The 24,878-nt window shown below is 63.2% G+C and carries 26 protein-coding genes; 3 read left to right on the top strand and 23 right to left on the bottom strand.

Annotation, left to right across the window (positions count from 1 at the left end; genetic code table 11):
- Positions 1-2 precede the first annotated feature (2 nt).
- Positions 3-803 (top strand): lysophospholipid acyltransferase family protein, encoded by an 801-nt coding sequence (locus tag J8I26_RS09770; protein WP_209606606.1) that lies wholly within the window; start codon positions 3-5, stop codon positions 801-803.
- Here J8I26_RS09770 and J8I26_RS09765 read toward each other — a convergent pair.
- Positions 733-1,557, bottom strand: a complete 825-nt coding sequence (locus J8I26_RS09765) for a symmetrical bis(5'-nucleosyl)-tetraphosphatase (protein WP_209606604.1) — start codon at positions 1,555-1,557, stop codon at positions 733-735. The genes J8I26_RS09770 and J8I26_RS09765 overlap by 71 nt on opposite strands.
- A gap of 91 nt (positions 1,558-1,648) precedes the next feature.
- Between J8I26_RS09765 and J8I26_RS09760 the strand changes: the two genes are divergently transcribed.
- Positions 1,649-2,524, top strand: coding sequence for a glycosyltransferase family 2 protein (locus tag J8I26_RS09760; protein WP_209606602.1), 876 nt, complete (start codon positions 1,649-1,651; stop codon positions 2,522-2,524).
- A 30-nt stretch (positions 2,525-2,554) separates the two neighbouring features.
- Here J8I26_RS09760 and J8I26_RS09755 read toward each other — a convergent pair whose 3' ends face one another.
- From J8I26_RS09755 to J8I26_RS09650, 22 genes are all read right to left on the bottom strand, one after another.
- Entirely contained in the window at positions 2,555-3,457 is a 903-nt protein-coding gene (locus J8I26_RS09755) for an alpha-1,2-fucosyltransferase (protein ID WP_209606600.1), read from the bottom strand.
- A gap of 7 nt (positions 3,458-3,464) precedes the next feature.
- Positions 3,465-4,763 (bottom strand): glycosyltransferase family 4 protein, encoded by a 1,299-nt coding sequence (locus J8I26_RS09750; protein ID WP_209606598.1) that lies wholly within the window; start codon positions 4,761-4,763, stop codon positions 3,465-3,467.
- A complete protein-coding gene (locus J8I26_RS09745; RefSeq protein WP_209606596.1) occupies positions 4,760-5,818 on the bottom strand; it encodes a glycosyltransferase in 1,059 nt (352 codons plus the stop codon). Before J8I26_RS09745 ends, J8I26_RS09750 begins: the two co-directional genes overlap by 4 nt.
- A 41-nt stretch (positions 5,819-5,859) precedes the next feature.
- Positions 5,860-6,729: a glycosyltransferase family 2 protein gene (locus J8I26_RS09740; protein ID WP_209606594.1), complete on the bottom strand. Its 870-nt coding sequence runs from the start codon at positions 6,727-6,729 to the stop codon at positions 5,860-5,862.
- Positions 6,730-6,731: 2 nt separating this feature from the next.
- Positions 6,732-7,382 carry a hypothetical protein gene (locus tag J8I26_RS09735; RefSeq protein ID WP_209606591.1) on the bottom strand — a complete coding sequence of 217 codons (651 nt, stop codon included), beginning with the start codon at positions 7,380-7,382 and terminating at the stop codon, positions 6,732-6,734.
- Positions 7,379-8,401 carry a hypothetical protein gene (locus tag J8I26_RS09730; RefSeq protein ID WP_209606589.1) on the bottom strand — a complete coding sequence of 341 codons (1,023 nt, stop codon included), beginning with the start codon at positions 8,399-8,401 and terminating at the stop codon, positions 7,379-7,381. The genes J8I26_RS09735 and J8I26_RS09730 overlap by 4 nt, the downstream gene beginning before the upstream one ends.
- Positions 8,398-9,375: a glycosyltransferase family 2 protein gene (locus J8I26_RS09725; protein WP_209606588.1), complete on the bottom strand. Its 978-nt coding sequence runs from the start codon at positions 9,373-9,375 to the stop codon at positions 8,398-8,400. Before J8I26_RS09725 ends, J8I26_RS09730 begins: the two co-directional genes overlap by 4 nt.
- Complete coding sequence (locus J8I26_RS09720; RefSeq protein ID WP_209606585.1) at positions 9,365-10,501, bottom strand: glycosyltransferase family 10; 1,137 nt, start codon at positions 10,499-10,501, stop codon at positions 9,365-9,367. The genes J8I26_RS09725 and J8I26_RS09720 overlap by 11 nt, the downstream gene beginning before the upstream one ends.
- The gene (locus tag J8I26_RS09715; protein WP_209606584.1) at positions 10,498-11,196 is read right to left on the bottom strand and encodes an FkbM family methyltransferase; all 699 of its coding nucleotides are present in this window, start codon (positions 11,194-11,196) and stop codon (positions 10,498-10,500) included. The genes J8I26_RS09720 and J8I26_RS09715 overlap by 4 nt, the downstream gene beginning before the upstream one ends.
- A 41-nt stretch (positions 11,197-11,237) precedes the next feature.
- On the bottom strand, positions 11,238-12,254 hold the full coding sequence (locus J8I26_RS09710) for a hypothetical protein (protein ID WP_209606581.1): 1,017 nt from the start codon (positions 12,252-12,254) through the stop codon (positions 11,238-11,240).
- Positions 12,255-12,268: 14 nt separating this feature from the next.
- Positions 12,269-13,501 (bottom strand): glycosyltransferase family 4 protein, encoded by a 1,233-nt coding sequence (locus J8I26_RS09705; RefSeq protein ID WP_209606579.1) that lies wholly within the window; start codon positions 13,499-13,501, stop codon positions 12,269-12,271.
- Positions 13,502-13,528: 27 nt separating this feature from the next.
- Entirely contained in the window at positions 13,529-14,818 is a 1,290-nt protein-coding gene (locus J8I26_RS09700) for an ABC transporter ATP-binding protein (RefSeq protein WP_209606577.1), read from the bottom strand.
- A gap of 16 nt (positions 14,819-14,834) precedes the next feature.
- A complete protein-coding gene (locus J8I26_RS09695; RefSeq protein ID WP_209606575.1) occupies positions 14,835-15,695 on the bottom strand; it encodes an ABC transporter permease in 861 nt (286 codons plus the stop codon).
- Positions 15,688-16,632, bottom strand: coding sequence for an NAD(P)-dependent oxidoreductase (locus tag J8I26_RS09690; RefSeq protein ID WP_209606573.1), 945 nt, complete (start codon positions 16,630-16,632; stop codon positions 15,688-15,690). Before J8I26_RS09690 ends, J8I26_RS09695 begins: the two co-directional genes overlap by 8 nt.
- 2 nt (positions 16,633-16,634) lie before the next feature.
- Positions 16,635-17,501, bottom strand: a complete 867-nt coding sequence (locus J8I26_RS09685; protein WP_348635308.1) for a transketolase C-terminal domain-containing protein — start codon at positions 17,499-17,501, stop codon at positions 16,635-16,637.
- A gap of 50 nt (positions 17,502-17,551) precedes the next feature.
- Positions 17,552-18,370 (bottom strand): transketolase, encoded by an 819-nt coding sequence (locus J8I26_RS09680; protein ID WP_209606570.1) that lies wholly within the window; start codon positions 18,368-18,370, stop codon positions 17,552-17,554.
- Positions 18,371-18,377: 7 nt separating this feature from the next.
- On the bottom strand, positions 18,378-19,700 hold the full coding sequence (rfbH, locus tag J8I26_RS09675; protein ID WP_209606568.1) for a lipopolysaccharide biosynthesis protein RfbH: 1,323 nt from the start codon (positions 19,698-19,700) through the stop codon (positions 18,378-18,380).
- Positions 19,701-19,703: 3 nt separating this feature from the next.
- Positions 19,704-20,783 carry a CDP-glucose 4,6-dehydratase gene (gene rfbG / locus J8I26_RS09670; RefSeq protein ID WP_209606566.1) on the bottom strand — a complete coding sequence of 360 codons (1,080 nt, stop codon included), beginning with the start codon at positions 20,781-20,783 and terminating at the stop codon, positions 19,704-19,706.
- Entirely contained in the window at positions 20,780-21,553 is a 774-nt protein-coding gene (gene rfbF, locus J8I26_RS09665) for a glucose-1-phosphate cytidylyltransferase (protein ID WP_209606564.1), read from the bottom strand. Before rfbF ends, rfbG begins: the two co-directional genes overlap by 4 nt.
- Before the next feature lies 1 nt (position 21,554).
- Positions 21,555-22,658, bottom strand: a complete 1,104-nt coding sequence (gene gmd, locus J8I26_RS09660; RefSeq protein WP_209606562.1) for a GDP-mannose 4,6-dehydratase — start codon at positions 22,656-22,658, stop codon at positions 21,555-21,557.
- Positions 22,655-23,638, bottom strand: a complete 984-nt coding sequence (locus J8I26_RS09655) for a GDP-L-fucose synthase (RefSeq protein WP_209606560.1) — start codon at positions 23,636-23,638, stop codon at positions 22,655-22,657. The genes gmd and J8I26_RS09655 overlap by 4 nt, the downstream gene beginning before the upstream one ends.
- Before the next feature lie 101 nt (positions 23,639-23,739).
- Positions 23,740-24,087, bottom strand: coding sequence for a MarR family EPS-associated transcriptional regulator (locus tag J8I26_RS09650; protein ID WP_209606559.1), 348 nt, complete (start codon positions 24,085-24,087; stop codon positions 23,740-23,742).
- Between the two features lie 216 nt (positions 24,088-24,303).
- On the opposite strand from J8I26_RS09650, the gene J8I26_RS09645 reads away from it, so the two are divergent.
- The gene (locus tag J8I26_RS09645; protein WP_348635307.1) at positions 24,304-24,870 is read left to right on the top strand and encodes a sugar transferase; all 567 of its coding nucleotides are present in this window, start codon (positions 24,304-24,306) and stop codon (positions 24,868-24,870) included.
- Positions 24,871-24,878: the final 8 nt, after the last annotated feature.

Here is a 24,878-nt window from a genome sequence, read left to right as displayed (position 1 = left end):
CCATGTTCGTTTTTCGTCTGCTGCGCCTGATCGCGCATTTGTTCAAGGGCATGGCCGTATGCGCCTTCCTGTTCCCGTTCGCATCACCGAAGGGGCAGGAGGCGCACATCCGCCGCTGGTCGCGCAAGCTGCTGCGCATCTGCGGCATCGCCATCCGTATCGACAGCCCGCAACCCATCCCCCGTTCGCTGCTGGTGGCCAATCACATCAGCTGGCTCGACATCTTCGTGGTCAATTCGCTGCAGCCCTGCCGCTTCGTGGCCAAGTCCGACATCCGCGGCTGGCCGCTGATCGGCTGGCTGTGCGCCAAGACCGGCACCATCTTCATCTCGCGCGGCAAGGCCAGCGATGTGCGCCGCATCTTCAAGGGGCTGGTGGAGAGCATCGAGCGGGGCGAGCACGTGGCCTTCTTCCCGGAAGGCACGACCGCGCCGCAGGGCACGCTGCTGCCGTTCCACGCCAACCTGTTCGAGGCTGCGATTGACGCCCGTGCGCCGGTGCAGCCGTACGCGCTGCGCTATGTGGGGCGCGACGGCCGGCTGCATGAGGCCGCCAATTTCATCGGCGACATGAGCATCGTCGAAAGCATCCTGGCGATCCTGAAGGCGGACGGCATGACTGCCGAGTTGAAGCAGCTGCCCGTCATTTCCACCGAAGGCGCGCACCGGCGCGACCTGGCGCGCATCTCGCGCGCCGTCATCGCCGGCGGCCTGGGTTACTCGCTTGACGAGTTCAGCCCGGCTTCTTCGCCTGCGGGCAATCCACCTGAAACAGCGCCCGATCCTCAAGCCGTACCGCGCTGAGCTTGCCGCCCCAGACGCAGCCGGTATCCAGCGCGATCAGGTCGGGCCGCATCACCAGGCCCAGCGTCGACCAGTGGCCGAACACCATGGTCACCTCCTGCGTGCGCCGTCCAGGCACATCGAACCACGGCATCAGGCCCGGCGGCGGTTCGCTGGCGCCGTCCTTGGTGGCGAAATCCATGGTCCCGTCCTCGTAGCACCAGCGCACCCGCGTGAAGGCGTTGATGATGCAGCGTAGGCGATCGTGCCCGCGCAGATCGTCGCTCCAGCGCGCCGGCTGGTTGCCGTACATATGCGTCAGGAATTCGACCCAGCGGTCGCTCTGCAGCATCGTCTCCACTTCACCGGCCAACGCCAGCGCCTGCTCCACGTCCCATTGCGGCAGCACGCCGGCATGCACGATCAAGTGGTTTCCTTCGCGAATGGCCAGAGGCCGGCGGCGCAGCCAGTCGATCAGCTCGTCGCGGTCGGGCGCATCCAGGATCTCATGCAGGGTGTCGTCCCGGTGCAGGGGGCGGATGCCCTGGGAGACGGCCAGCAGGTGCAGGTCATGGTTGCCCAGCACGGCCCGCGCGCGGTCGCCCATGGCCATCACGGTGCGCAGCGTTTGCAGCGATTGGGGGCCGCGGTTGATGAGGTCGCCGGCGAAGATCAGGTGTTGCGCTTGCAGGTCAGGCCGCCGGATCAATTGGTCCAGCGAGTCGCAGCAGCCCTGCAGATCGCCGATGACAATGGTGCTGGCGCGAGTAGGCATGGAGGCGTCGAAATTCTATTTCTGTGATTGAATGGTTTGGACTTGGAATTATACTTGCGCATCAAAACGCTAAAAGATCGTGATTTCAGGCATGGCTGAACAACCTCTGGTGACGATTGGCTTGCCGATCTACAACGCCCAGTCGACGCTGGCTGACGCCATCGAATCCATCCTTCAGCAATCCTGGGAGAACTGGGAGTTGCTGCTGCTGGACGATGGTTCCACCGACGGCAGCGCGCAAGTCGCCGCCCGCTTCCGGGATGCGCGCATTCAATGGATCAGCGACGGTGCCAACCGTGGCATTTCCAGTCGCCTGAACCAGGCGCTCGATATGGCGCGCGGCGAGTACTTTTGCCGCATGGACGCCGACGACATGAGTTTTCCGCAGCGCCTGCAGCGGCAGATCGACGTTCTCAACGCCCGGCCCGGAGTGGATCTTGTCGCCTCGTCGGTGCTTACCTTCACCAGCGATGGCCAAGCAGGGGGAATCGTCCGGGTTGCCGCCGCGCATGCGCAAATCTGTGCCCGCCCGTGGAATGGCTTCCATTTTCCTCATCCAGCGTGGATGGGAAGAACCGCTTGGTTCCGCCGACATCGCTATATCTCTACTGCCGACGGCGCGGAAGACCAGCACCTGCTGTATCGATCCTTCGGTGTCAGCGAGTTCGCGGGCATGGAGGAGGTATTGCTGGCATATCGGGACGACCGTACCTCATTTCGCAAGCTGCTAGGGCGGCGCCTGCGGTTCTGGAAGGTGATCGCCGGCGCCGCCTTCAGCGGTGGCCGTCGCCGCGACGGCATTCTGGTTTGCTTGCGCCAGCCTGCCAAGATCCTGTCGGATTTCCTGTTCATCTGTTGCGGCTTCTCGGCCGCGCGCAACCGGCTGGCGCCGGCCAGCGAGACGCAGCTTCATGCGTGGGACGCCCTCAAGCGATCGCTGCGCGAACGTTCGTGCACCGGGGCCTGATGCCGTCGATCTCATTGCCGCCCGCGCGCCTCAGGCGCGCAGCCACTCTTCCGGGATGAGGTCGGCGGTGTCCAGCTTGTCGTCGGCGAACCATTTGCGGGGCGCCACCACGACCTTGGACGGCGCATCAGACAGCCAGGCTCCCCACCAGCTCAGCGAGCTGTTGGCGATCACGAAGCGTTTGCAGGCGCTCATGAGCCAAAGATCCTGATGGGCATCGTCGGGACCGTTGGCGTCGACCACGGTCATGGGGATGTCCAGCTTGAGGTTGGCTTTTACCCACTCCGGATCGTCGGAGAACAGGTAGGCATGCGGCGCGGGCAAGCCTTGTCGGGCCGCGGCGATGCCGGTGTGGTAGTAGCTCATGTCGCACAGGCCGTGAGTGGTGGCCGCATGCTGGTTGGTGATGTAGTCGCCCCGCCGTACGTGCAGGCAGATGGCGTCCGATGCAAGGATCTGCCGGTGCAATGCGGCGCTGGCTTCGCTCATCTCGCGCGGCGTGCCGATCAGCGCGCGCAGCTCGGCGCGGATGGCGTCGAAGTACAGATGGGATTGCCAGTAGCCGTAAAGGAAGACCGGCGGCGGCGCATTGTAGATTGCGGCATCGAAACGGAAACTCTTTTCGTTGAGCGTCGTGGCGCCCTGCGTATTCAATCCCAGTTCACGGCGCAGCTTGCTCATGACGCGATACAGGAAGAAGCGCAGCGGCGTACCCTCCGGAGTCGGCCTGGATTTCGTGCGCTCTTGCACCCCGAACGGGGCCAGCGCGTAACGGCGCACCGTGGTGTTGGGCAGATGGTGCACCAGCTGGAACCAGGTCAGATCCAGCTCCAGCCTGGCCTGATGGTGCCGCGCCAGAGCCAGGCCGGTGGCGTATTGGAACAGCTGGTTGCCCAGGCCGCCGTGGAGGGCGACGGTGACGTTGTTTTTCATGATGGGGTCAAGCTTGTTTGGGTGAGTGGAGCAGCCTGGAGAACAGTGCTTCGTATTGCCGAGAGATGGTGTCCCAGTTGTAGTGTTCCTGCCAGGCGCGGCGGCCATTGGCGGACAGTTCTGCCAGGCGCGCCGGGTCGGCTGCCAGGCGCGCGATATGGGCGCCAAGAACCTGCGGATCGACGCGCGTGAAACCTTGGCCATCGACCGGCGCCGGGCACAGTTCCCCGCCTTGGGTCCATTCGACGATTTCGCGCGAATTGCCTACCGGGACGGTCAGGAAGGGCAGGCCGGCGGCGCAGGCCTCGAACAACACCAGCGGGGAATATTCAATCAGCGAGGCGAACACGAACAGATCGGCCTCAAGGAAGGCGCCGATGAGCTCCTGGCGCGGCAGGTCGATCATCAAGATACGCTTGCCTGATGCCGGTCGGCGATTGACAGCGTCCATCACGCGCCGCAGGCGTTCCCAATAATCGGGTCTGAATCCCAGTGCGTGCAGCAGGCGGCCGGCGACGAAGCGCATGGTGGCGACTGCGCCGCGCGCCTTCAGCATGACCAGCAGCTTGCGCAGGCCGGCGCCGAGCGCGTCGCCGGTAGGCGGCATGGCATTGCCGTTGAGCACCAGCGTGGCCTTTCCTGCGATCTCGGCCCGGGCGAAGGCCTCTGCGATCTCGAGATGGCCCTTGGCGCCGTTGAGAGATCCCACGGTGAGCAGCAGCAGCTCATCGTCGACCATGCCCTGAGCACGGCGAAAACCGCCGTCCCCTTCGCGCGCGAATTCAAGATCGTCGGCGCCGTTGGGGACAAACACGGAGTTGTCGAGGCCATGCTGCGCGGCAAAGCGGACATCGCGATAGTCGTGGGCATGGTAGACCAGGGCATCGAAGCTGCGCAGCACATCGGGCAACTGCGCGAAATAGTCGCGGTAGGCCGGATCGGGCAGTCCGGAATAGCCGCAGGGCACCAGCACCGTGCGCGTTTTGAGGTGCGGCAGATCGTCCAGGATGGCGTCCAGGGTCCATTGCTGGGCGGCATAAATGAAGATCAGGTCGTAGGCGCCGTCGCGGATGAAATTGCGATAGCGCTCGATCTCTCCCGACATGCCCTTGACCTTGTTGCCTCGCACATTGAACGCGTGGATGGCAACGCCCCGGTATTGATCAGACTGGCGGTTCTCGAGGAAGGACGTGGCGACGCCGACCTGGTGTCCCCGCGCAGCCAGCCGCAGCGCGATTTGTTTGACGACTTCCTGCGCGCCGCCGACGCTGGGGTGGAAAAATTCGCAGCAGAACAGGATCTTCAAGAGATTCTCCCGGCGCGGCCTGTCGTCATGTTTCTGGCGCAATCGAGCATGTGGCGGGCGTAAGAGCGGAACACGATGCTGAGGCCTCGCAGGAAGCGCTGCGGCCGCGACATCGGTGCGTGCGGGTTGGAGAAATACAGCCGCGCCACGGCCAGGCCCTGGCGGCGCGACCGATAGCAGGAGCGGAACCACAGGCGGCCGATGCAGGCCTGCAGGGCGGCGGCATCCATATAGCCGCTGGCGGCGTTGGCAGGCGGCAGCGCGTCGAAGGCGCGCGACAGCGTGCGCAGCTCGTCCAGCGACGCCGGTGCCATTTCCGCCAGCGCGGGATGGTAGGGCAGCCCGGCTTCGGCCAGCCGCTCTTCGACGAAACGCAGGCGCGACGTGGTCTGGATGCTGGTGCCGGTGTAGCTGCTGCCGGCCTTGTTGATGCGATAGTCCACCAACACTTCGGGCAGATTGGCCACGCGGCTCACCGACGAGAGCTGCCACCACAGCGCCCAGTCTTCGACATACTTGAAGCGTTCGGAATACTGCAGCCCATGCTCAATCAGCAGGGCGCGTCGGAACATCACGGTGGAATGGGCGAACGGATTTTCGAACAGCATCAGCGCGCGGATATCGTCGTGTTGCTGCGGATAACGGTGCACGTACTTGCGGCGCACGTCGCCGAAGCCGCGGATCCAGCTGCCCAGCAGGCCGATCTCGGGATGCGCCTCCATGAAGACGGTCTGTTTTTCGAGCCTTTGCGCGTAGCTGATGTCGTCCGCATCCATGCGGGCGATATAACGGCCGCGCGCGCAGGCCAGGCCATTGTTGAGCGCGCCGACGATGCCGGTGTTGACCTCCTGCGTGAGCACGCGCAGGCGCGCATCGGCATAGGAGGCGAGGATCGCGGCGCTGCCGTCGGATGAGGCATCGTCGATGGCGATCAGCTCGAAATCGGTTTGCGTCTGCGCCAGCATGCTGTCTATGGCGGCGCGCAGGTAGCGCTCGCCGTTGTAGACCGGCATGAGGATGCTGACCAGGGGCGCTGCGGTACTGGACGGATGCATGGGTCTTTCCGGAGCTTGAAAATTATTTTCGCTTGGTTCGTTCATCGCTGCCGCCCTTGCGGGAAAAGCCTGCGCCTGAGCAATCCCAGCCGGTTGCGCAGACGCCACCAGCGGCGCAGCAGCGCATTCCTGGATTCGAGGAACAGGCATAGCGGCAGTACGGTGGCCAGGCGATGGGGATAAGAGACGCTCAACCAGCCGAAATAGTCACGATAGACGCGCAGCTTGGCCAGGGTTTCGTTGCGTACCGAGGCGCGTACGCTGGCGGCCGGAATATCGGCGTAGCTGGCCAGCGCCGCGCCATGAAAGGCAAACGGAGTCAGGCTCGCCGCGCGCAGCCAGTAAGCGTAGTCTTCGCCGACTTTCAGGCCGCGGCTCGTCGGGAACTCGCCGATGGCGGGCAGCAACGAGCGATGCAGCACCACCGTGCTGGTGACGACCGAATTGCTTTGCATCAAGTCACTTAAGGGAAGCTCGGTGTCTTCGGTTTGCGCCAGCAGCAGCGGCGCGTCGGGCGCCGGAGATTCCGGTCCGATGCGTCGCAGCGCATTGCCGCAGGAGGCGCGCGGCATCCCGCCGGCGGCGCTCATGCGCACCAGCTGGCGCGCCAGCTTGTCTTCAAGCCAGGTGTCGTCGCTGTCCATGAAGGCGATCCACTCACCGCGCGCCGCACGCATGCCTCGGTTCCGTGGTACCGAAGGCAGGCCGGCGTGGGCGCCCTCGATCCAGCGCACGCGCGCGTCGCCGATCTGCTCGACCAGATCGCGCGATGTGTCGGTGGAGCCGTCATCGCACACCAGTACTTCCAGATTCCGGTAAGTCTGCGTCAGTGCGGAACGGATGGCGTGCGCCAGATCCCGCTCCCTGTTCCAGGTCGGGATGATGACGGACACGAGTCCCTTGTCTTGCATGCTCAGTCCGTGGCCCAGCCTGCGGCGACCTGGCGCTGGAAGCCTTCCAGCCAGATTTCCAGCATACGCAGTTCTCCCGGGCTGTCGTCGACCAGGAACGAAGAGAGGAAGCGCCGGCCGGAGACGGTCGCATCGTCACCCGCCACGAGCGCGCGCACCTTCTTGCCGATCACGTGGATATTGTCCGTGCCTCGCCAGTGCTGGCGCTTGACCTCGGCAACCTCGAAGCCGAGGGCGTCGAACATATGACGCAGCAGCGACTCATCGTAGCCTTCGTAGTGAGCGGCCCAGCCGGCCTCGTGCGAGCCGAACAGGTGGCGTTCGGCCACGGCGCGCGAGGCCAGGCTGGCGAACGGGTTGGCGAATACGCGCGCCATCCGTCCCAGGTCCGGCACTTCGATGTGCACGGTGCCGCCGAGGGTCAGCCAGCTGTTCCAGCAGGCCAGCATGCCGGTGACCTGCGGGCGGCGGAAGTGTTCGAACACATGGTGCAGACGCACTTCTTCGATGGTGCCGGCGGGGAAGCGCAGGGCGGTAATGTCTTCCAGGCGATCGGCAATGGATTTTTCCTGGACGGTATGCTCGGAAGGCGGAAAGTCGATATTGACGTAGCCGTCGAGATAATTCTGGCCGCAGCCCAAATGTAGTTTCACAGTCGACCTTTTTGGTTGAAGAGAATATGGAGCAGTCTGGTGGCGCTGATGGTATCAGTCATGTGTTGCTCAACCCAGGCGCGCGGGCGATATTGCAGGCTGCCATTTTTCCAGTTATCGAGCAGCATTTCCAGTGCCGGCGCGTCGCTGAACGTGTGGCCGCAATCCGGGGTCAGGTAGGGCGCCGACGAAGCCGGATGATGTTGACCGTGCGGGTCGGTCCAGCTGCGTGGATCGAATACCCAGGTGGGTTTGTTGCACGACCATGCCTCTTGCAATGCAATGCCCTGTGACTCGGACGCGCTGACGAACACGCAAAGATCCGCCGACGCCAACGCCTGGCGAAACTGCGCGGCGTCGTAGCGGCCATAGTCGAGCCGGGTGACCCTGGCGCCCTGGCGCGACAGGCCTGCGCTCAAGGCCGCAAGCTCGGATTCGGACATCGCGCTTTTGGCATAGAGCAGGACTGACGGCTGCCGCCGGTCTTCGGTCGGCCTGGCCGGCGCGCTCCAGACCGACGTGTCGACGCCGGCGGCCCACACCTCGATGCGTCCGGCCAAGGCGGGCGCCATCGACAGGTAAAGCTCTTTGACCCATGCCGACGGCACCAGGCAGACATCCACTTCCGGACTGGTCAGCAAGCCGTCCATTTCGGTCGGCAAGGTAAACAAGTTGGGGCCGGCCAGCAGGCGCCGGATGCGACCGCTGCGCTTGAGCTGGATGGCCTGGCGCAGCGCCTCGGCGTTGCTGAGCACCACGCAGTGCGCGGCGATGCGGGAGGCGAGCGGCGGGTTGTAGTTGTGGGGCGCTGCCAGCGAGCGCAGGCCGTCGAGCAGGCTGCGTGTTACGGCAGCGTGTCCGCCCACCGGGCGGCGCCATGCGCGCGTCAGCCATGCGCGCGCGCGGCCGGGCAATGCACGGTTCAGGTTGCGCCACGGTCCGCCGGCGTTGAAGAAGGGCGTCGGTTCTGTCAGAACCGTGAGCATCGTGCTCGTTGCGCCTGTGTATGCGGTCGTCATGCGCCCATCCTGCGCGCGAGGGCGCGGCCGTAGGCGCAAAGTGTGCGCTGCATGGCGGCCAGCGCCAGCGCCAATCTCCCGGCTACCAGCGAAAAGCGGGTGCAGCCGCCTTCTTGTCGCACGAAATCCAGGTACTCGGACAGCGAGGCAAAACGGGCCCGGTCGACCGACGGCAAACGTGAGAACTCGTCACGGATGGCCCGATAATTGTGGCGCAGGAAGCAGCGGCCCCGCACCGACAGCGGATTTTCGCCGGTGTGGCGGCGATAGCAGCGGTGCAATGCCGCCAGCTGCGGCGAGAACGGTCCGGTTTCGGCGCTGCCGCTGTCCTGGTTGGCATGCACGCGGTAGCGCACCAGCGGACTGACAAAGACCAGCGTCGCCTGCCTGCCCGCCGCAGCCAGCAAGAAAGGGCGGTCGGCGATCTTGCCGTATTGGGCGCTCTCCCATGTCAGGGAGCGCAGGACGTCGCTGCGATACAGCGCAGAGCCGAAATGTATCGGGAATCCTTCATACAGCAGCGCGGCAAGATCACCCGCCTCGCGGCACAACAGGGTTCGCGGCGGCGTGATCGGCCAGTTGGACTCATCGGGAGCGCTGTCGAAACTCATGGCGCTGGCCAGCAGGCCGAGCTCCGGCATGCTGTTGATGGCTTGCAGCGCGTACTCCAGATACTGCGGGTGAAGCAGGTCGTCATCGTGGAACACCAGCGTCCAGCGTCGCTGCGCCAGCGCCTGCGCGCGCGCCAGATTGCCGGCCCAGCCGAGATTGGCGGGGGCGCGCTCGTAGCGCACGCCGGCCGTGCGAAATTCCAGTACTGCCGCCTCGGTGCCATCGGTGCTGGCGTTATCCAGCACCGTGATGGCAGCGCCCCGGGCGCTTTGCGCCAACAGGCTGCGCAGCGTGGCCGGCAGCAGGTCTGCGCGGTTGTAGGTCAATACGAAGATGTCGATGTCGGTGGCATCAAACGACATGGGTTGCCTCCTGCGCCAGCGTGGCGACCCAGTCGGCGAACCCTTCATAGGCGTGCATGCGGCCCGCCTCGCTGTCCAGGAAATCCTGGCCGGCGGCGATCATGCGTGCCGCATCCTGCGCGGAGACGGCGTTGAGCGTCTCCGGCAGTTGGGCCATCGACGCCAGCCGGCCGGCATCGATGAAGGCATTCGCCGGGACGTGATCGGCAATGTCAGGCGCTCCCAGATAGACCGGAATGGCGCCGGCGACCAGCGCCTCGATGATTTTCTCGGTGACGTAGCCGGGCGCGGACACGTTTTCAAAGCACAGGGCAAATTTGAAGCCGGACTGCAGCTGATGCTTGTCGGCAGCCTTGCCGCGATAGGGAAGACTGACATCGGCCAGCCGCTGTTGCCACCTGCGGGGCAAGACCGAAAGCCGATCCCAGCCTGAGCCGTAAAGGTCCAGCATGCCGGCTGCGCTGAGCGCCGTGATCGCTTCCAGACGAGCGTCGTGCAGCTGTTGTCGCTGCGCCTGGCGACGCGACGGGGACGCTTTCACCATCGCGTCATGGCGGCGCCACTGAATGTAGCTGCGCGGCCGCGTCCACGACGGCGCGGCGGCGAGATCCTCATGGCTCCAGTATTTGTTGGCGGCGACCAGGACCACATCGCCCGGGCGCGTGGCCCAATCGGAAAGAGCGCTTCGTTGCTGCTGCCAGTAGCAGGGGAAGCGCAGCGGCCATCCGCGCGCGTGGCCGGCGACGTCGGCGCGCGCGGCGTCGGATGCCGGCACCATGTAGTGGCGGAACGAGGCCGCCAGCGATTGCCAGCGGTCAAAGAACAGGCTGGCGTACAGCGGCGACTCCAGGCAGGTCAGCAGCAGCGGACGGCAGCCAGCTTCGCGCAGGCGCGCGCCCCATGCGGAATCAAGTTCCTGCACTACCAGCACCTCGTCCGCGCGCCAGTAGCCGCACTGCACGTGCGACAGCGCAATCTCGCCCGAGGCGACTTCCCAGCCGCGCTGCGCGGCCAGTTCGAAGAACACGCTGGCCCAGCCCGCGCCGGGAAAGCGTCCCGCCCAGCGCCTGTCGGCCAGGCGGTTTCCACCGAATTCAAAGATGTCGTTGCAGAGGGCGATCTTCATTGCGCCGCTGATCCGTTTCGATAGCGTTGCGCGTCGGCATAGATCTTGTTGGTGCCGTTGCTGAAGATGTCGATATAGCCGATGCCCGACATGAACGCATCGATTTCAACTTCGGCGCGATTGACCTCCAGCATCACGAAGCGGGCGCGGTGCTTGCTCCAGTCGTTGCTGGACAGCACCGGCACCTCGAAGCCTTCCACGTCGATGGACATGAAGTCGATTGCGCGACCCCGGCCATGTTCGGCGACCATATCGTCCAGCCGGATGACCTGAACGTCGAGCGTCTGGGCCAGCTTGAAACCTTCGCGCACGGCGACGTCGGCGACTTTCTTGTCGAACGTGGAGAGCGTATCCGGATCGATCACATAGAACGGCAACACTGCGGCATCGGGGCCCACGCCAACGTTAAGGTTGGTGTCGCGCTGGCGGGCGGCGCAGATGTCGCGATGCTTGACCGGATTCGGCTCGACGTTGATGCCCGACCAGCCGCGTTCATAAAAGCGCAGCGTGTTGCTGAACTTGTTGGGATCGTTGGCGCCGATGTCGATATAAAAGCCGCTGCCGGGATTGCCCATCAGGCGGTCGAGGATGATGTCCTCGCCGTATTGGCCGTGGATGCCGAGTACCTCGGAATAATAGGTGTCGGTCCACTTTTTCTTCATTTTTGCGATGGTGGTGCGCAGCAGGTGTCGCATGTGAGGCTCCGAAAGTTTTGATTTGATAGTGGTGTCTGGATTCAGGATGCCAGCAATGCCGGCGCCATCTTTCTTGTCAGCGCGGTGAGGGCCAGGGCCGCAAGCGTCGCCGCTACGCCGGCCACCAGGTACAGGCCCAGTTCATCCTGGACGTGCAACAGCCGCTGGACCCACGCCGCTGCGCGCGCGCCCAGAAGGTCGAAGCACAGCTGGTGGAAGATGAAGATGCCGAAGGCGTACTGCCGCCCCCATCGCGACAGTACTGCCAGCAGGCGCGAGTCGCTTTCCGAACCGTCGTCAATGGCCAGGAACGGCAGCAGCAACAGGCCGAACAGGACAATACGGCCAGTGTCGCGCCAATAGTCGTTTTGCGCCAGGAGTACATTGGCTGCGCCCCAGACCAGCGGCAGCAGCGCCAGAAGCGGCAGCACCATCGGCGCCGGCAGTCGCAGCCGCGGCATGGCGCGCAGTCGCGGCGCAAGCAGGAGGCGGTAGAGCAGGGCGACTGACAGACAGCCCAGCGCCAGCGGGTTCAGGAACAGGCCTCCCAGTTTGACCTGGCCCAGCAGCAGCGCGATCCAGGCTGCGCCGGCCATGATCCAGCCGAGCGCCGGACTGATGCCTGCCAGGCAGGCCAGCAGATACATCGACAGCAGATCCGACAGGTAGTAGCCGGGCGTATTGCCGACATTGCGCAGGGTGTCGAAAACCAGCGATGCGGAGCAGCCGCCGGCGTCGCCCAGGCAGCGCGCCACCAGTCCGGTTTCGCTGCGCCAGTGCGCCAGTTCATACAGCGCCGTGTAGAAGATGACCAGCCCCAGCAGGGTCGCCATGCGCGGCAGCAGACGCGCCGGTGACTTGCCGGTGAAAGCGAACCTGGCCGAGGTCGCGTAGAAGAACGGCATCGACCACCCCAGCACCACCATCTTGACCGTATCCACCGAAGCCAAATGGCCTTGCAGGTTCCAGTACAGCGGATTGTGGTACCAGACGACGCACAATGCGCCCAGCAGACGCAGGGCGTCTGTGACGTTGGCGGCACGGCGGTCGGCGTTCATGTTGGCGGATTCTGTCAGATGAAGCGTCGCAGGAACGGCAGGCGCGCGCGCAGCTTTTTCAGGAAAGGGCTGCTCTCGATCATGAAGTCCAGCGCCACCCTGTTGAGAGGGGAGAAGCGACGGCCACGATAGGCGGCGGCCTTTTCCGTGAAGATCTCCTCGAAGCGGCGCGTCACCGGCGCGATCGCGTAGCGCTCGCTGGCGATCGCGCGCGCCTGCGCGCCCAGCGCGTGGCGGCGGTCGCCGTCATTGACCAGATCGGTGATGGCCTGGGCATATTCGCCGACCGTGCGCGTCACCAGGCCGGTGCCGGCCATGGTGCCGACCTGGCCGTCGGCCTTGCCTTCGAGCAGCATGGTGATCGAGGGCAGGCCGTGCATCATCGCTTCCTGGATGACCGTGCCGTGAGCCTCGCCAGCGCCGCCCGAGTGGGCGAAGATATCCAGCGTGTGAAGGAAGCTGGAAACGTCTTCGTATTCCTTGGCGATGGGCAGGAAGTGAACGTCCACGCCCAGTTCGGCGGCCAGCGCACGATACTTGGGCGAACCGCCCACGATGATGAAGCTGCTCGGCTTTTGCAGCGTCGGCAGTGCGGCCGCATAGGCCCTGAGCGCATGGTCGCCATAGATGTGGTCGTCCTGGCGCTGGTGAAAGCCAAGCACGACGGCGTCGTCGCCGATGCCAAGTTTGGCGCGCAGGTCGCTGACATCCGCCGGCCCCGGCACCGCTGGATAGATGATCTCGGCATCGAGGGGGAGTCCCGCCTTTTTCCAGTTGGCGTGCGCCCAATGGCTGATCGCCGCCGAGCAGACCATATTGGGTGACGGATCAGCGCAGCCGAAGATATTCCATTCGATGATGGGCTCGCGCAACTTGATGAACGGATATTCCGGATAGCCGCCCCTGCTGGCGAACACCAGATCGGTGCGCACCTTGGCGTATTCTTCGAAGAAGGTGGTGTTGATCCACGGGTGGTATTTGTTGGCGATGTCACGCGTCTGCGTCTTGAACTCGATGACATTGATGCCGTGGCTGCGCATCAGCTCGATGTTGGAATAGTCGAGTTCCGGCCAGACGAAGTCGGAGTTCAGGTCCTGGTTCGGCTTGCACCAGAAATAATTGATCGCAAAACGGGTGCGGTCCAGCGCGCAGGCCAGCCGGATGGTCTGGCGATGCGCGCCGCCGTAGGAAAGACCCCCGTACATGATCATGGAAATATGGATGCGCTGATCCTTTGTCGTCGCCATTACTGTCTTTTTCCTCGATTCAACGCGTCAATACCATTCCTGGGAAATCCGGAACGGACCGGAGCTCTCCAGCATGTATTCAAATCCGGTCTGTTCGTGCGGGCGCGGCAGCACTTCGAAGAGCACTGCGCGCTCGATGTAGTCCCAGGCTTCCTGGCCCCAGATGCGCAGCATCAGGGTGAGATGATATTCACCGGCTGCCAGCGGCAGGCTGTCGATGCGGCAATGGATCTCCCGGTCTTCCGGGCCGTAGGTCTTGGCGTCCAGGGCGTAGCTGGAGCCGTAGGCCAGCGCCTCCCCGCGGTAGGAATACAGTCGCCACTCCAGGTTGAAGCCGCCCTGCGGCGGCTCGCCGTCCAGCGCCACGCTGAGGGTGACGGCGTCCATGGATTCGACGTGCGAGGTGATGTCGCCCTTGCCGTTGCGCAGGGTTGCCTTGGAAATGCGGACCGGGAACGTGCGGCTTCCCTTGTCGAACTCGAAGACGCCGTCCTTGCGGTCTTCGTCCTTGTTGATCTCGCTATAGGTCTTGACCGCGGTTTCGACGTTGCCGTCGTAGATCACCTTGCCTTTTTCCAGCACGACGCCGCGCGTACACAGGTTGCGGATCGCGCCCATGTCGTGGCTTACGAACAGGATGGTGCGGGAGTGATCGCGCGAGATGCCCTGCATCTTGCCGATGCATTTCTTGCGGAAGGACGTGTCGCCCACCGCCAGCACCTCGTCGACGATCAGGATTTCAGGCTCCAGGTGTGCGGCGATGGAAAACGCCAGCCGCACCGTCATGCCGGAAGAGTAGCGCTTGACCGGCGTGTCGATGAATTTTTCCAACTCTGAAAAGGCGACGATCTCGTCGAACTTTCCATCGATTTCTTCCCGGGTCATCCCGAGGATGGTGCCGTTCAGGTAGACATTCTCGCGGCCGGTCAGCTCGGCGTGGAAGCCGGTGCCGACCTCCAGCAAGCTCGCGATGCGTCCGCTGATGCGGATTTCGCCGCTGCTGGGCGTGCTGATGCGCGAGAGCAGCTTGAGCAAGGTCGACTTGCCGGCGCCGTTGCGGCCGATCACGCCGATGATGTCGCCCTTGTGGACATCCAGCGATACTTCATCCAGCGCCTTGAAGCGCTGGTTCAGGTTCTTCTTGCCGGCGGTCGGATCGTTGTCGGCGAAGACCAGGGCATTCGGGTCCGGCCGGCCGCGGATTTTCGCCCACCAGCTTTGCAGGTCGCGATAGAGCGTGCCGTGGCCGATCGTGCCCAGGCGATATTCTTTGGAGACGCGGTCAATCTGGATGGCGATCTGAGGTTTCTCGGTCATGCTGTTCTTCAATTCTTTAGATCGTGTCGACAAAAGTCTTTTCCGCATTGCTGAACAGCTTGGCGCCGATCAGCAGCAGGGCGGTGGTGGTGGCCAGGCCTGCGATGACCGCCGGCACGAAGATGCTGCCGGTGCCAAGGAAGGCATAGCGGAAAAGTTCGATGGGGGACGACATCGGATTGGCCGACAGTATCCATTTCAGCCGCTCGGGGGCTTGCGACATCGGGTAGACGATGGGCGTGGCATACATCCAGAGTTGCACGCCAAAGGTGACCATGAAGGCCAGGTCGCGGTATTTGGTGGTCAGCGCGGACACGATGAGCCCGATGGAGATGGCCAGCACGGCCACGTAGATCAGCAGCAGCGGCATGATCAGGATGGCCCACCAATGCGTGTGGATGTTGGCGCCGGTGAGCCAGTAGTAGGCAAGGAACCCGAGGAAGGTCGCGAACTGAATGCAGAACGAGAAGACCTTGCTGATCACGATGGAAATCGGCACCGACAGGCGCGGGAAATAGACCTTGGAAAAGACCGCCTGTTGTTCGACGAAGATGGTCGACGTCTTTTCGATGCTGGAAGACAAATAGGTCCAGAGGATGATGCCCGACATGTAGAACAGGAAGGGCGGGATGCCATCGGTGGGAATGTTGGCGATGCGCCCGAAGATCACCGTAAAGACCAGCGTCGTCATCAGCGGCTGGATGAAGAACCACAGCGGGCCGAGGATGGTCTGCTTGTAGAACGTGACGAAGTCGCGCCGCACGAACAGGTAGATCAGGTCGCGCGCCTTCCACAGCTCGCGCATCCTGGATGCGGAGCGGTTGGCGCCGGCATTGATGACGGTGGTCCAGGTCTTGTCGGAATGGGGGTTAGACATCGTTTTTTCTGCTTTGGGAAAGGATGTGCCCGATCGCGTCCGTCACTGCCGTGAGAGAATCGAAGCGCGGCGAGTAACCGAACTGGGCGGCCTTTCGGTGATTTGAAAAATAATTGGGTTTGAGGCCGGTCGCATTGACGCCGGCGGGCGCGTCGATGAGCGCATGGCGCAGGCCAAGTTGCGCTGCAAGATGCTCAAGCAGCTGCATTTTTCCAACCGGGGCGCGGCTGTAGCAGTCAAGCGCGACGTTGGCCGGCGCCGCCGCAAGCACGCTGCGCATCAGCGCGAAGAGGTCCTCCGGGCAGATGTAGTCGCGCATGATGTCCTGGCGTGAGGTGCTTAGCGTTTGATCCGACGCCAGCGCGCGGGCGATATCGGTGACCAGGAAGCGGCTGTCGATGTCCAGGTTGCGGCTGATGTAGCTGAACACGCGAATGTCGGCAATGGCCAGCTCGGGCGAGGCCCGGTGGCGGCATTCGGCGTGGAATTTCGCCAGTCCGTACCAGTGCTGCGCACCCAGATCGTTGATCGGGAACGAGGCCGGGGTGGAGACGTCGGCGGGCTGTTCGAAGTCGGCCCCGTAGGCGGCGCCGCTGCTGAGGAACAGATAACGGCACGCAGGATGACGCTGCAGGTAAGACATGACCAATTCGTCGTATTGCCGCGTAATGTCGAGGATGCTTTTGCCCAGCGCGGCGGCGCGGGCGGGGTCGCCAGCGCCGATGAAGTTGATGACTGCGTCGAAACTTCCTGCCGTATCGAAGTCGGCCAGCGGGAGCGCGGCGGGGACGTTGTCAGCGCCTGCAATTCGGCGCCAGGCGGCGTCGGCCTCAAGGTCGCGTACGAAGCGCGTCAGTTCGACATCGGCTTCGCGCGCGAACAGCGGCGCCAGGTCGCGCGCGATCTGGCTGGAGGCGCCGAGCAGGGCGATGCGCATGCTCAGTGGGCTCCGAGGAACGCAGCGATGCGCAGGCGCACCGATTCATCGTCCAGGCCGTGCTCTTTGAGCAGGTGGGCGTAAGTGCCGCAATCTTCGGTGAAGCGGTCCTGTACACCGATGCGCAACACCCGGACCGGCGCCGCATCGCAGGCGATCTCGGCCACCATGGAGCCCAGTCCGCCGATGACGGAGTGCTCTTCCAGCGTGACGATGCAGGCGCTGTCGCGGCACAGCGCGGCGATCTCATCGACCGCAGCCGGTTTGATAAACGGAACGCTCCAGACAGACGCGTCGGGGAAATGTTGTTCGGCCAGGCGTTGTGCGGCGATCACCATGGAGCCTGTCGCCAGCAGCGCCGCGGCGCCAGGCCGGCCAGGCTTTACGCACAGCAGCTGACCGGGCTGCAGCCCGTCGACCGGGGCTGCGTGCACGTCGCCGCGGTCGCTCTTGCCCATACGCAGGTAGACGGGGCTGCGGGCGGCATACGCCAGGCGCATGCAGGCGGCCATTTCAAAGCGGTCGGCCGGAGAGTACACGGCCAGATTCGCGATCGCGCGGCTGCAGGCGATGTCTTCGGTGGATTGATGGCTGGTGCCAAGATGGCTGTAGACAAAGCCGGCGCCGTCGCCGAGCAGGACCACCCCGAGATTGTCGTGCGCGATGTCGATCTTGATCTGCTCGATCACGCGCACCGGCACAAAGGCGCTCAGCCCGTAGACGAACGGCTTGAAACCGGCCTTGGCCAGCCCGGCTGCCATGCCCACCATGTTCTGTTCGGCAATGCCGGCGTTGATGTACTGCTTCGGGCACTCCCGGCGGAAGGCGTCAAACAGTGCGTAGCCGTGATCGCCGGTCAGCAGAAGCACGCGCGGATCCTTCCTGGCGAGTTCGACCAGGGTATCGCTGAAGGCGTTTCTCATGTCGGCTCGTCCGAAAGATGGCGGATCGCGTCGGCGTAGGTGCCGGCGTCCAGGCGGGTGTAATGCCACCGGTTGTCATGTTCCATGAAGGGCACGCCGCGCCCCTTGACCGTGCGCGCCACTACGGCCTTGGGGGCGGGAGATTGGCTTCGTTTCAATTGCTCGAACGCGGTATCGATCTGTTGCTGGTCGTGTCCGTCGACCGAGATAGTCTCGAAGCCGAAGCTGGAGAATTTGTCTTCGATGGAATCCAGGCGCAACACATCCTCAGTCTTGCCCATGGCCTGGAAGCCGTTGGCGTCGACGATCACGATCAGGTCGCGCAGTTCGTGATGCGCGGCGAACAGCGCGCCTTCCCAGATCGGTCCTTCGTTGAGTTCGCCGTCTCCCACCAGCACATAAGTACGCTGGCCGGTGCCGTCCATCTTGGCGGCAAGCGCCAGGCCGACGCCGACCGAAAAACCGTGGCCGAGCGAACCCGACGTCACTTCCAGACCGGGCACGCGGGAGTCGGACAGACCCTTGAGCTTGGTGCCGTCGGCGAAATAGCGCTCGACGTCGGCGCGCTTGAGCCAGCCCTTCTCCAGCATGCATGCATACTGGGCCATGACGCCGTGTCCTTTGCTGAGCACGAGGTAGTCGCGTCCGGGGTGGGTCGGAACGTCATCCGGATAGCGCAGGTGCGAGCGGTACAGCACCGCCAGCAGCTCCACGATCGAGAACGCGCAGGCGATGTGCACCGTGGAGCCGGCGTAAGCCATATCCAGCACGGTGCGCCGCAGGTCGGCCGGGGCGAAGGAGGTCGGACGGCTCATGGCGCGCTTAGAAGTTGACGCCCAGGAATTGCTCGATCTTCTCGGCCGTGTAGTCGAGCATCGCGTCCGTCAGCGACGGTTGGACGCCGATCCAGAAGGTGCTGTTCATGACGATGTCGGTGTTGACCAGTTCGCCGCTGATGCGGTACTGGCGACCTTCCATGTAGGGCTGGCGCGTCAGATTGCCGGCGAACAGCAAGCGCGTGCCGACCTTTTCCTGGTCGAGGTAGGTCAGCAGGTCGACGCGGCTCACCGGTGCGTTCTCGCGCAGGGTGATGGGAAAACCGAACCAGGACGGATCGCTGTTGGGCGTGGCTTCCGGCAGGATCAGGAATTCTTCACAGCTTTTCAGGCGGGCCTTCAGGCGCGCGAAGTTCGCTTTGCGGCGCTCGATGAAGGACGGGGCCTTGGCCAGCTGCGCCAGGCCGCATGCCGCCTGCATGTCGGTGATCTTCAGGTTGTAGCCGAGATGGCTGTACGTGTATTTGTGGTCGTAGCCTTCGGGCAGGCGTCCCAGTTTCCAGCAGAAACGTTTGCCGCAGGTATTGTCCTTGCCCGGAGGGCAGTAGCAGTCACGGCCCCAGTCGCGGAAGCTTTCAGCGATCTGCTTGAGTTCGGGGTTGTTGGTGAAGACCGCGCCGCCCTCGCCCATGGTGATGTGGTGGGCCGGGTAGAAGCTCAGGGTGCCGATGTCGCCGAAGGTGCCCACCAGTTTGCCGTCATAGGTCGAACCCAGCGCGTCGCAGCAGTCTTCGATCAGCCACAGGCCGTATTTCTTGCACAGCGCCGTGATGACCGACAGGTTGTAGGGGTTGCCCAGCGTGTGGGCCAGCATGATCGCCTTGGTCTTGGGCGTGATCGCTGCTTCGATCTTGCCGGCATCGATGTTGTAGGTGCCCAGCTCCACGTCGACGAATACCGGGATCGCGCCGAATTGCAGGATGGGGTTGACGGTGGTCGGGAAGCCGGCCGCCACGCCGATGACTTCATCGCCCTGCTTGATGGCGCGCTCGCCCAGCTTGGGGGAGGTGAGCGCGGAAAATGCCACCAGGTTGGCGGAGGAGCCGGAATTGACGGTGATGAGGTAGTTCACGCCGAGGAATTTCGCCAGAGCAGCCTCGAACTGATCGTTGAAGCGGCCGGTGGTCAGCCAGCCGTCGAGCGAAGCTTCCACCATCATCTTCAGTTCGGCGGAGTCGAGCAGTTTGCCGGAGGGCGGGATGTGGGTCACCCCGGGCTCAAAGGCTTTCGGCGCCAGCGCATGCGCGGCATATTCGTCGACCAGTGCGGCGATCTGTTGGCGGATCAATTGGGTTTTGGCCTGTTGCATAGCTTAGTCTGCTTGAGTGAGCGATCCGTAATGGCGGATCTGATCCTGGGTAAGGGCGCGGAGGTCCGCGCCGTTCAAATATTGTTTTGACCATTCCACGGTCATGCGCAGCGCCTCTTCGAGGCGCAGCCGGGGCTGCCATCCCAGGCGCTCGGCCGCCTTGGAGCTATCCAGCCTGAGTTGCCCGGCTTCATGATGCTGCAGGCTTGCCGCCTGCCGCCAGCTGGCGCCGTCGCCCCATAGCGAGGCCATCTTGTCCGCGATCCAGGCGACCGGGCGTGCGTCGTCGGTGCGCGGGCCGAAATTCCACGCTTCAGCGTAATGCGGGCCGTGTTCGTGCAGCGACTCGGCCAGCGCGAGATAGCCGGACAGCGGCTCGAGCACGTGCTGCCAGGGGCGCACCGAAGCGGGCGAGCGGATGTCGGCGGCTTCCCCGCGACCGAAGGCGGCCAGGATGTCGGGAATGAGCCGGTTCGCGGCCCAGTCGCCGCCGCCGATGACGTTGCCGGCGCGCGCTGTGGCTACCGCCACGCCATGGCTGTCAAATTCGGCGCGCGGGAAGAAGGAGTCGCGGAAGCAGGCGCTGACCAGTTCCGAGCAGGCCTTGCTGTTGCTGTAAGGGTCATGGCCGCCCAGCGTCTCGTTTTCGCGGTAGGGCCAGGACCACTCACGGTTCTCGTAGCACTTGTCGGTGGTCACGTTGACCACCGCGCGCGCACCGCCGGTCTGGCGCACGGCTTCCATCAGGTGCACCGTGCCCATGACATTGGTGGCGTAGGTTTCCACCGGATGCTGGTAAGAGTAGCCCACCAGCGGCTGGGCCGCCAGGTGAAGCACGATCTCGGGACGGCAATCGCGCATCGCTGCCTGCAGCGCCGCGAAGTCGCGAACGTCGCCCGTGATCGATGTCATGCCGGCGGCCAGGTCGGCCTGTTCGAACAGGTTGGGCTGGGTCGGCGGCGGCAGTGCGAAACCGGTGACATGCGCGCCGGCCTGCTGGAGCATGAGAGACAGCCAGCTTCCCTTGAAGCCGGTATGGCCGGTCAGGAAGACGCGGCGGCCCTCCCAGAAGGCGCTGTTCATTGCCAGACCTTCCACGGCGCCTTGCCGCTGCGCCACAGGCTTTCCAGGTGGTTCTTGTCGCGCAGCGTATCCATCGGCTGCCAGAAGCCCTCATGGCGGTAGGCCGACAGTTGACCTTGGGTCGCCAGCGACTCCAGCGGTTCGGCTTCCCATACGGTGCTGTCTCCGGCGATCAGATCGATGACCTTGGGGGACAGCACGAAGAAGCCGCCGTTGACCATGTTGCCGTCACCCTTGGGTTTTTCCTTGAAGCTGCCGACCTTGTTGCCGGCCAGGTCCAGCGCGCCGAAGCGGCCCGGCGGGAAGGTCGCCGTCAGTGTCGCCAGCGTGTTCTGCGATTTGTGGAACGCCAGCAGTTTGCCGATATCCACGTCGCCCACGCCGTCGCCATAGGTAAAGAAGAACGCCTCTTCATCCTTGAGATAGGGGGCGGCGCGCTTGAGGCGGCCGCCGGTCATCGTGTCCATGCCGGTATCGAGCAGCGTCACCTTCCATGGCTCGGCGTAGCGGTGGAGCACTTCCATCCGGTTCTGGCTCATGTCGAACGTGACGTCGGACATGTGCAGGAAATAGTTGGCGAAGTACTCCTTGATGACATAGCCCCGGTAGCCGCAGCAGATGATGAAGTCATTGACCCCGTACTGGGAATAGATCTTCATGATGTGCCAGAGGATCGGCATGCCGCCGACTTCGACCATCGGCTTGGGCTTGATGTCCGTCTCTTCCGAAATGCGGGTGCCGAGTCCGCCGGCCAGGATCACAGCTTTCATCTTATTCGGCGCTCACGGGGATTTCAAAGCCATGTTGCTTGAGCAGCGCGACCTGCTTAGCTTGCGACAGATCGTGCGCCACCATTTCCTCGACCATCTGGTCGACCGTGATCTCCGGCACCCAGCCCAGCTTTTGCTTGGCCTTGGACGGGTCGCCCAGCAAGGTCTCGACTTCGGTCGGACGGAAATAGCGAGGATCGATCCGGACGATGGGGCGCTCGTTCCAATAGCCGACCTCGTCCACGCCTTCGCCCTTCCACGTCAGCTGCATGCCCAGCGCGGCGGAAGTCTTCTCGATGAACTGGCGCACGCTGATCTGCACGCCGGTGGCGATGACGAAATCTTCGGGCACATCCTGCTGCAGCATCAGCCATTGCATGCGCACATAGTCGCGTGCGTGGCCCCAGTCGCGCAGGGCGTCAATATTGCCCATATAGAGGCAGTCTTCGAGACCCTGGCTGATGTTGGCCAGTCCACGCGTGATCTTGCGGGTGACGAAGGTCTCGCCGCGGCGCGGGCTTTCGTGGTTGAACAGGATGCCGTTGCAGGCGTATATGCCATAGGCTTCGCGGTAATTGACCGTGATCCAGTACGCATACATCTTGGCCACCGCGTAGGGGCTGCGCGGGTAGAAAGGCGTCGTTTCCTTTTGCGGGGTTTCCTGCACCAGGCCGTACAGTTCGCTGGTGCTGGCCTGGTAAAAGCGGGTCTTCTTTTCCATGCCCAGGATACGGATCGCTTCCAGGATGCGCAGCGTGCCCATGGCATCGACGTCGGCCGTGTATTCCGGGCTTTCAAAACTGACCGCCACATGACTTTGCGCACCGAGGTTGTAGATCTCGTCGGGCTGGGTTTCCTGGATGATGCGAATCAGGTTGCTGGTGTCGCTCAGGTCGCCGTAGTGCAACTTGAAGTTCGAGTTTTCAATGTGCGGATCCTGATAGATGTGATCCACGCGTTGCGTATTGAACGAACTGGCGCGGCGCTTGATGCCGTGCACGACATAGCCTTTCTCCAGCAGGAATTCGGCCAGATAGGAGCCATCCTGGCCCGTGACGCCAGTGATGAGAGCAACTTTGCGGGAAGATTGAGAAGTTGTGGTCATGACGAATACGTGTTTAAAAAGTCTTGATAAGCGATGCGTAGGCCTTGCTGCAAATCGATTTCCGCTTTCCAGCCAAGCGATTCCAGGCGGGAGCTGTCCATCAGCTTGCGCGGAGCGCCATCGGGCTTGTCGTGGTCGAAGGCGATCCGGCCTTCATAACCGACAGTGTGCGCGATCAGCTCGGCCAGCGCCTTGATGGTCACGTCGCTGCCGAAGCCGACATTGATGTGGCTCAGCATGGGCTGGGTATGGCGCTGATAAACCTCGGGAGACAGTTCCATGACATGCACGCTGGCCGCAGCCATGTCATCAACAAACAGGAATTCGCGCAGCGGCGTTCCCGTGCCCCAGATCAGGACTTCCGGCGCGCGGCTTCGCGCGGCTTCGTGGAAGCGGCGGATCAGCGCCGGGATCACGTGGGAGTTCTGCGGGTGATAGTTGTCGCCCGGGCCATAGAGATTGGTGGGCATCACGCTGCGATAGTCGATGCCGTGGCTTTGCCCGTATTGGCGGTTGTAGCTCTCACACAATTTGATGCCGGCGATCTTGGCGACTGCATAGGGCTCGTTGGTCGGTTCCAGTGTGCCGGTCAGCAGGGCGGTCTCGGTCATCGGTTGGGGCGCCAGCCTCGGATAGATGCAGCTGGAACCGAGGATCAGCAGCTTCTTGACCCCTGCGCGGAAGGCCGCGTCGACGACATTGGCCTGGATCATCAGGTTGTCGTAGATGAAATCGGCCGGATACGAGTTGTTGGCCATGATGCCGCCGACCTTGGCGGCGGCCAGGTATACCTGGTCGGGGCGTTCGGCGTCGAAGAACTCGCGTACCGCTGCCTGGCTGGTCAGGTCCAGTTCGGCGTGCGTGCGTACGATGATGTGCTCATGGCCCATGGCCTTGAGTTTGCGGACGATGGCCGAGCCGACCATGCCGCGGTGTCCTGCGACGTAAATCCTGGCGGCCGCGTGATGGGAATCATTCATACTGGTAAAAGCCTTGCTGTGTGGACAGAAGAGCAAGCCGGACGCGCCGGCTTGGTCGCATTAGGAGCCCTCCCCGAGAAGAGCCGGAAGGCGGCGCCGCGTCAGACGGGTTCCTGGTGGCTGATCCACTCTGCTCGCAATGTCTCGATCTCGTGCTGCAACGCTTCGTATTCGAGCATCTTTACTTTCAGGAACTGACCCGTGAGCTCCGCCTTGGCCGCAATCCCCGCCGGTGTCAGGAGATAGATGTAGCTTAGCTTGTTCTTGCTCGATTTGAAGTTGTCGACCTTGATGAAGCCTTTGTTGAATAAGGCCTTGATGCAGTAATTGACCTTGCCCAGGCTCATGCCGAGTTCGGTCGCCACTTCGCGCTGTTTGATCTGCGGGTTCTGGGCCAGTAGCCGTAAGACATGCAGTTGCACTTCGGACGTGGAAATCTGGGGCGACATCGGCGATTCTGCGGCGGTTGGTTTTATTGGAATGGGCACGGCGCAATACTATGTTCAACCAATGAACGAATCCGCTATCGTACCATAAGTCGTTCTCGCAGGGCGGGGCTGCTGGCGCAGTTATTTATTGTTGGAATTATTGCATCTGGCGCAAAGACGCTATATCTGGGAGGCTGGCTCGTTTAAAATTTCGCCTACATTATAAAATTCGGTCTTATGTGCATGAAGCGAGCCTTTGATATAACCTGCGCTTTGGGCGCCTTGGTTGTATTTTCCATTCCCTGTTTGATTATCGGGCTGTGCGTCAGGATGACATCGTCGGGGCCGGCCATATATTGGTCCAAGCGAGTGGGCAAGGATGATGTGCTGTTCGACATGCCCAAGTTCCGCACGATGCGAGTCAATGCACCGGCCGTTGCCACGCACCTGCTTTCCGATCCCGATGCGTATCTCACGCCGATCGGGCGCTTTCTCCGCAAGACCAGCCTCGACGAGTTGCCGCAGCTGTGGTGCATTCTCAAGGGCGACATGAGCTTCGTCGGCCCGCGGCCAGCCTTGTTCAACCAGTATGATCTGATGTCGATGCGGGCCGAGCGGGGAGTTTCCCGGCTCATTCCCGGTCTGACCGGGTGGGCGCAGATCAACGGCCGCGATGACTTGCCGCTGGATGTCAAAGTGCGTTTTGACGAAGAATACCTACAGCGCCGCTCGTTCGGCTTCGACCTGTACATCATCTGGCAGACGGCGGCCAAAGTCCTGTCGCGCAAAGGCGTATCCCACTAGTAGATAAA

This window comes from Herbaspirillum sp. LeCh32-8 (assembly GCF_017814915.1).
Lineage (GTDB): Bacteria > Pseudomonadota > Gammaproteobacteria > Burkholderiales > Burkholderiaceae_D > Herbaspirillum.
The sequence above is the reverse complement of the archived record's forward strand: the minus strand, read 5'-3'. Positions and strand labels throughout refer to the sequence as shown.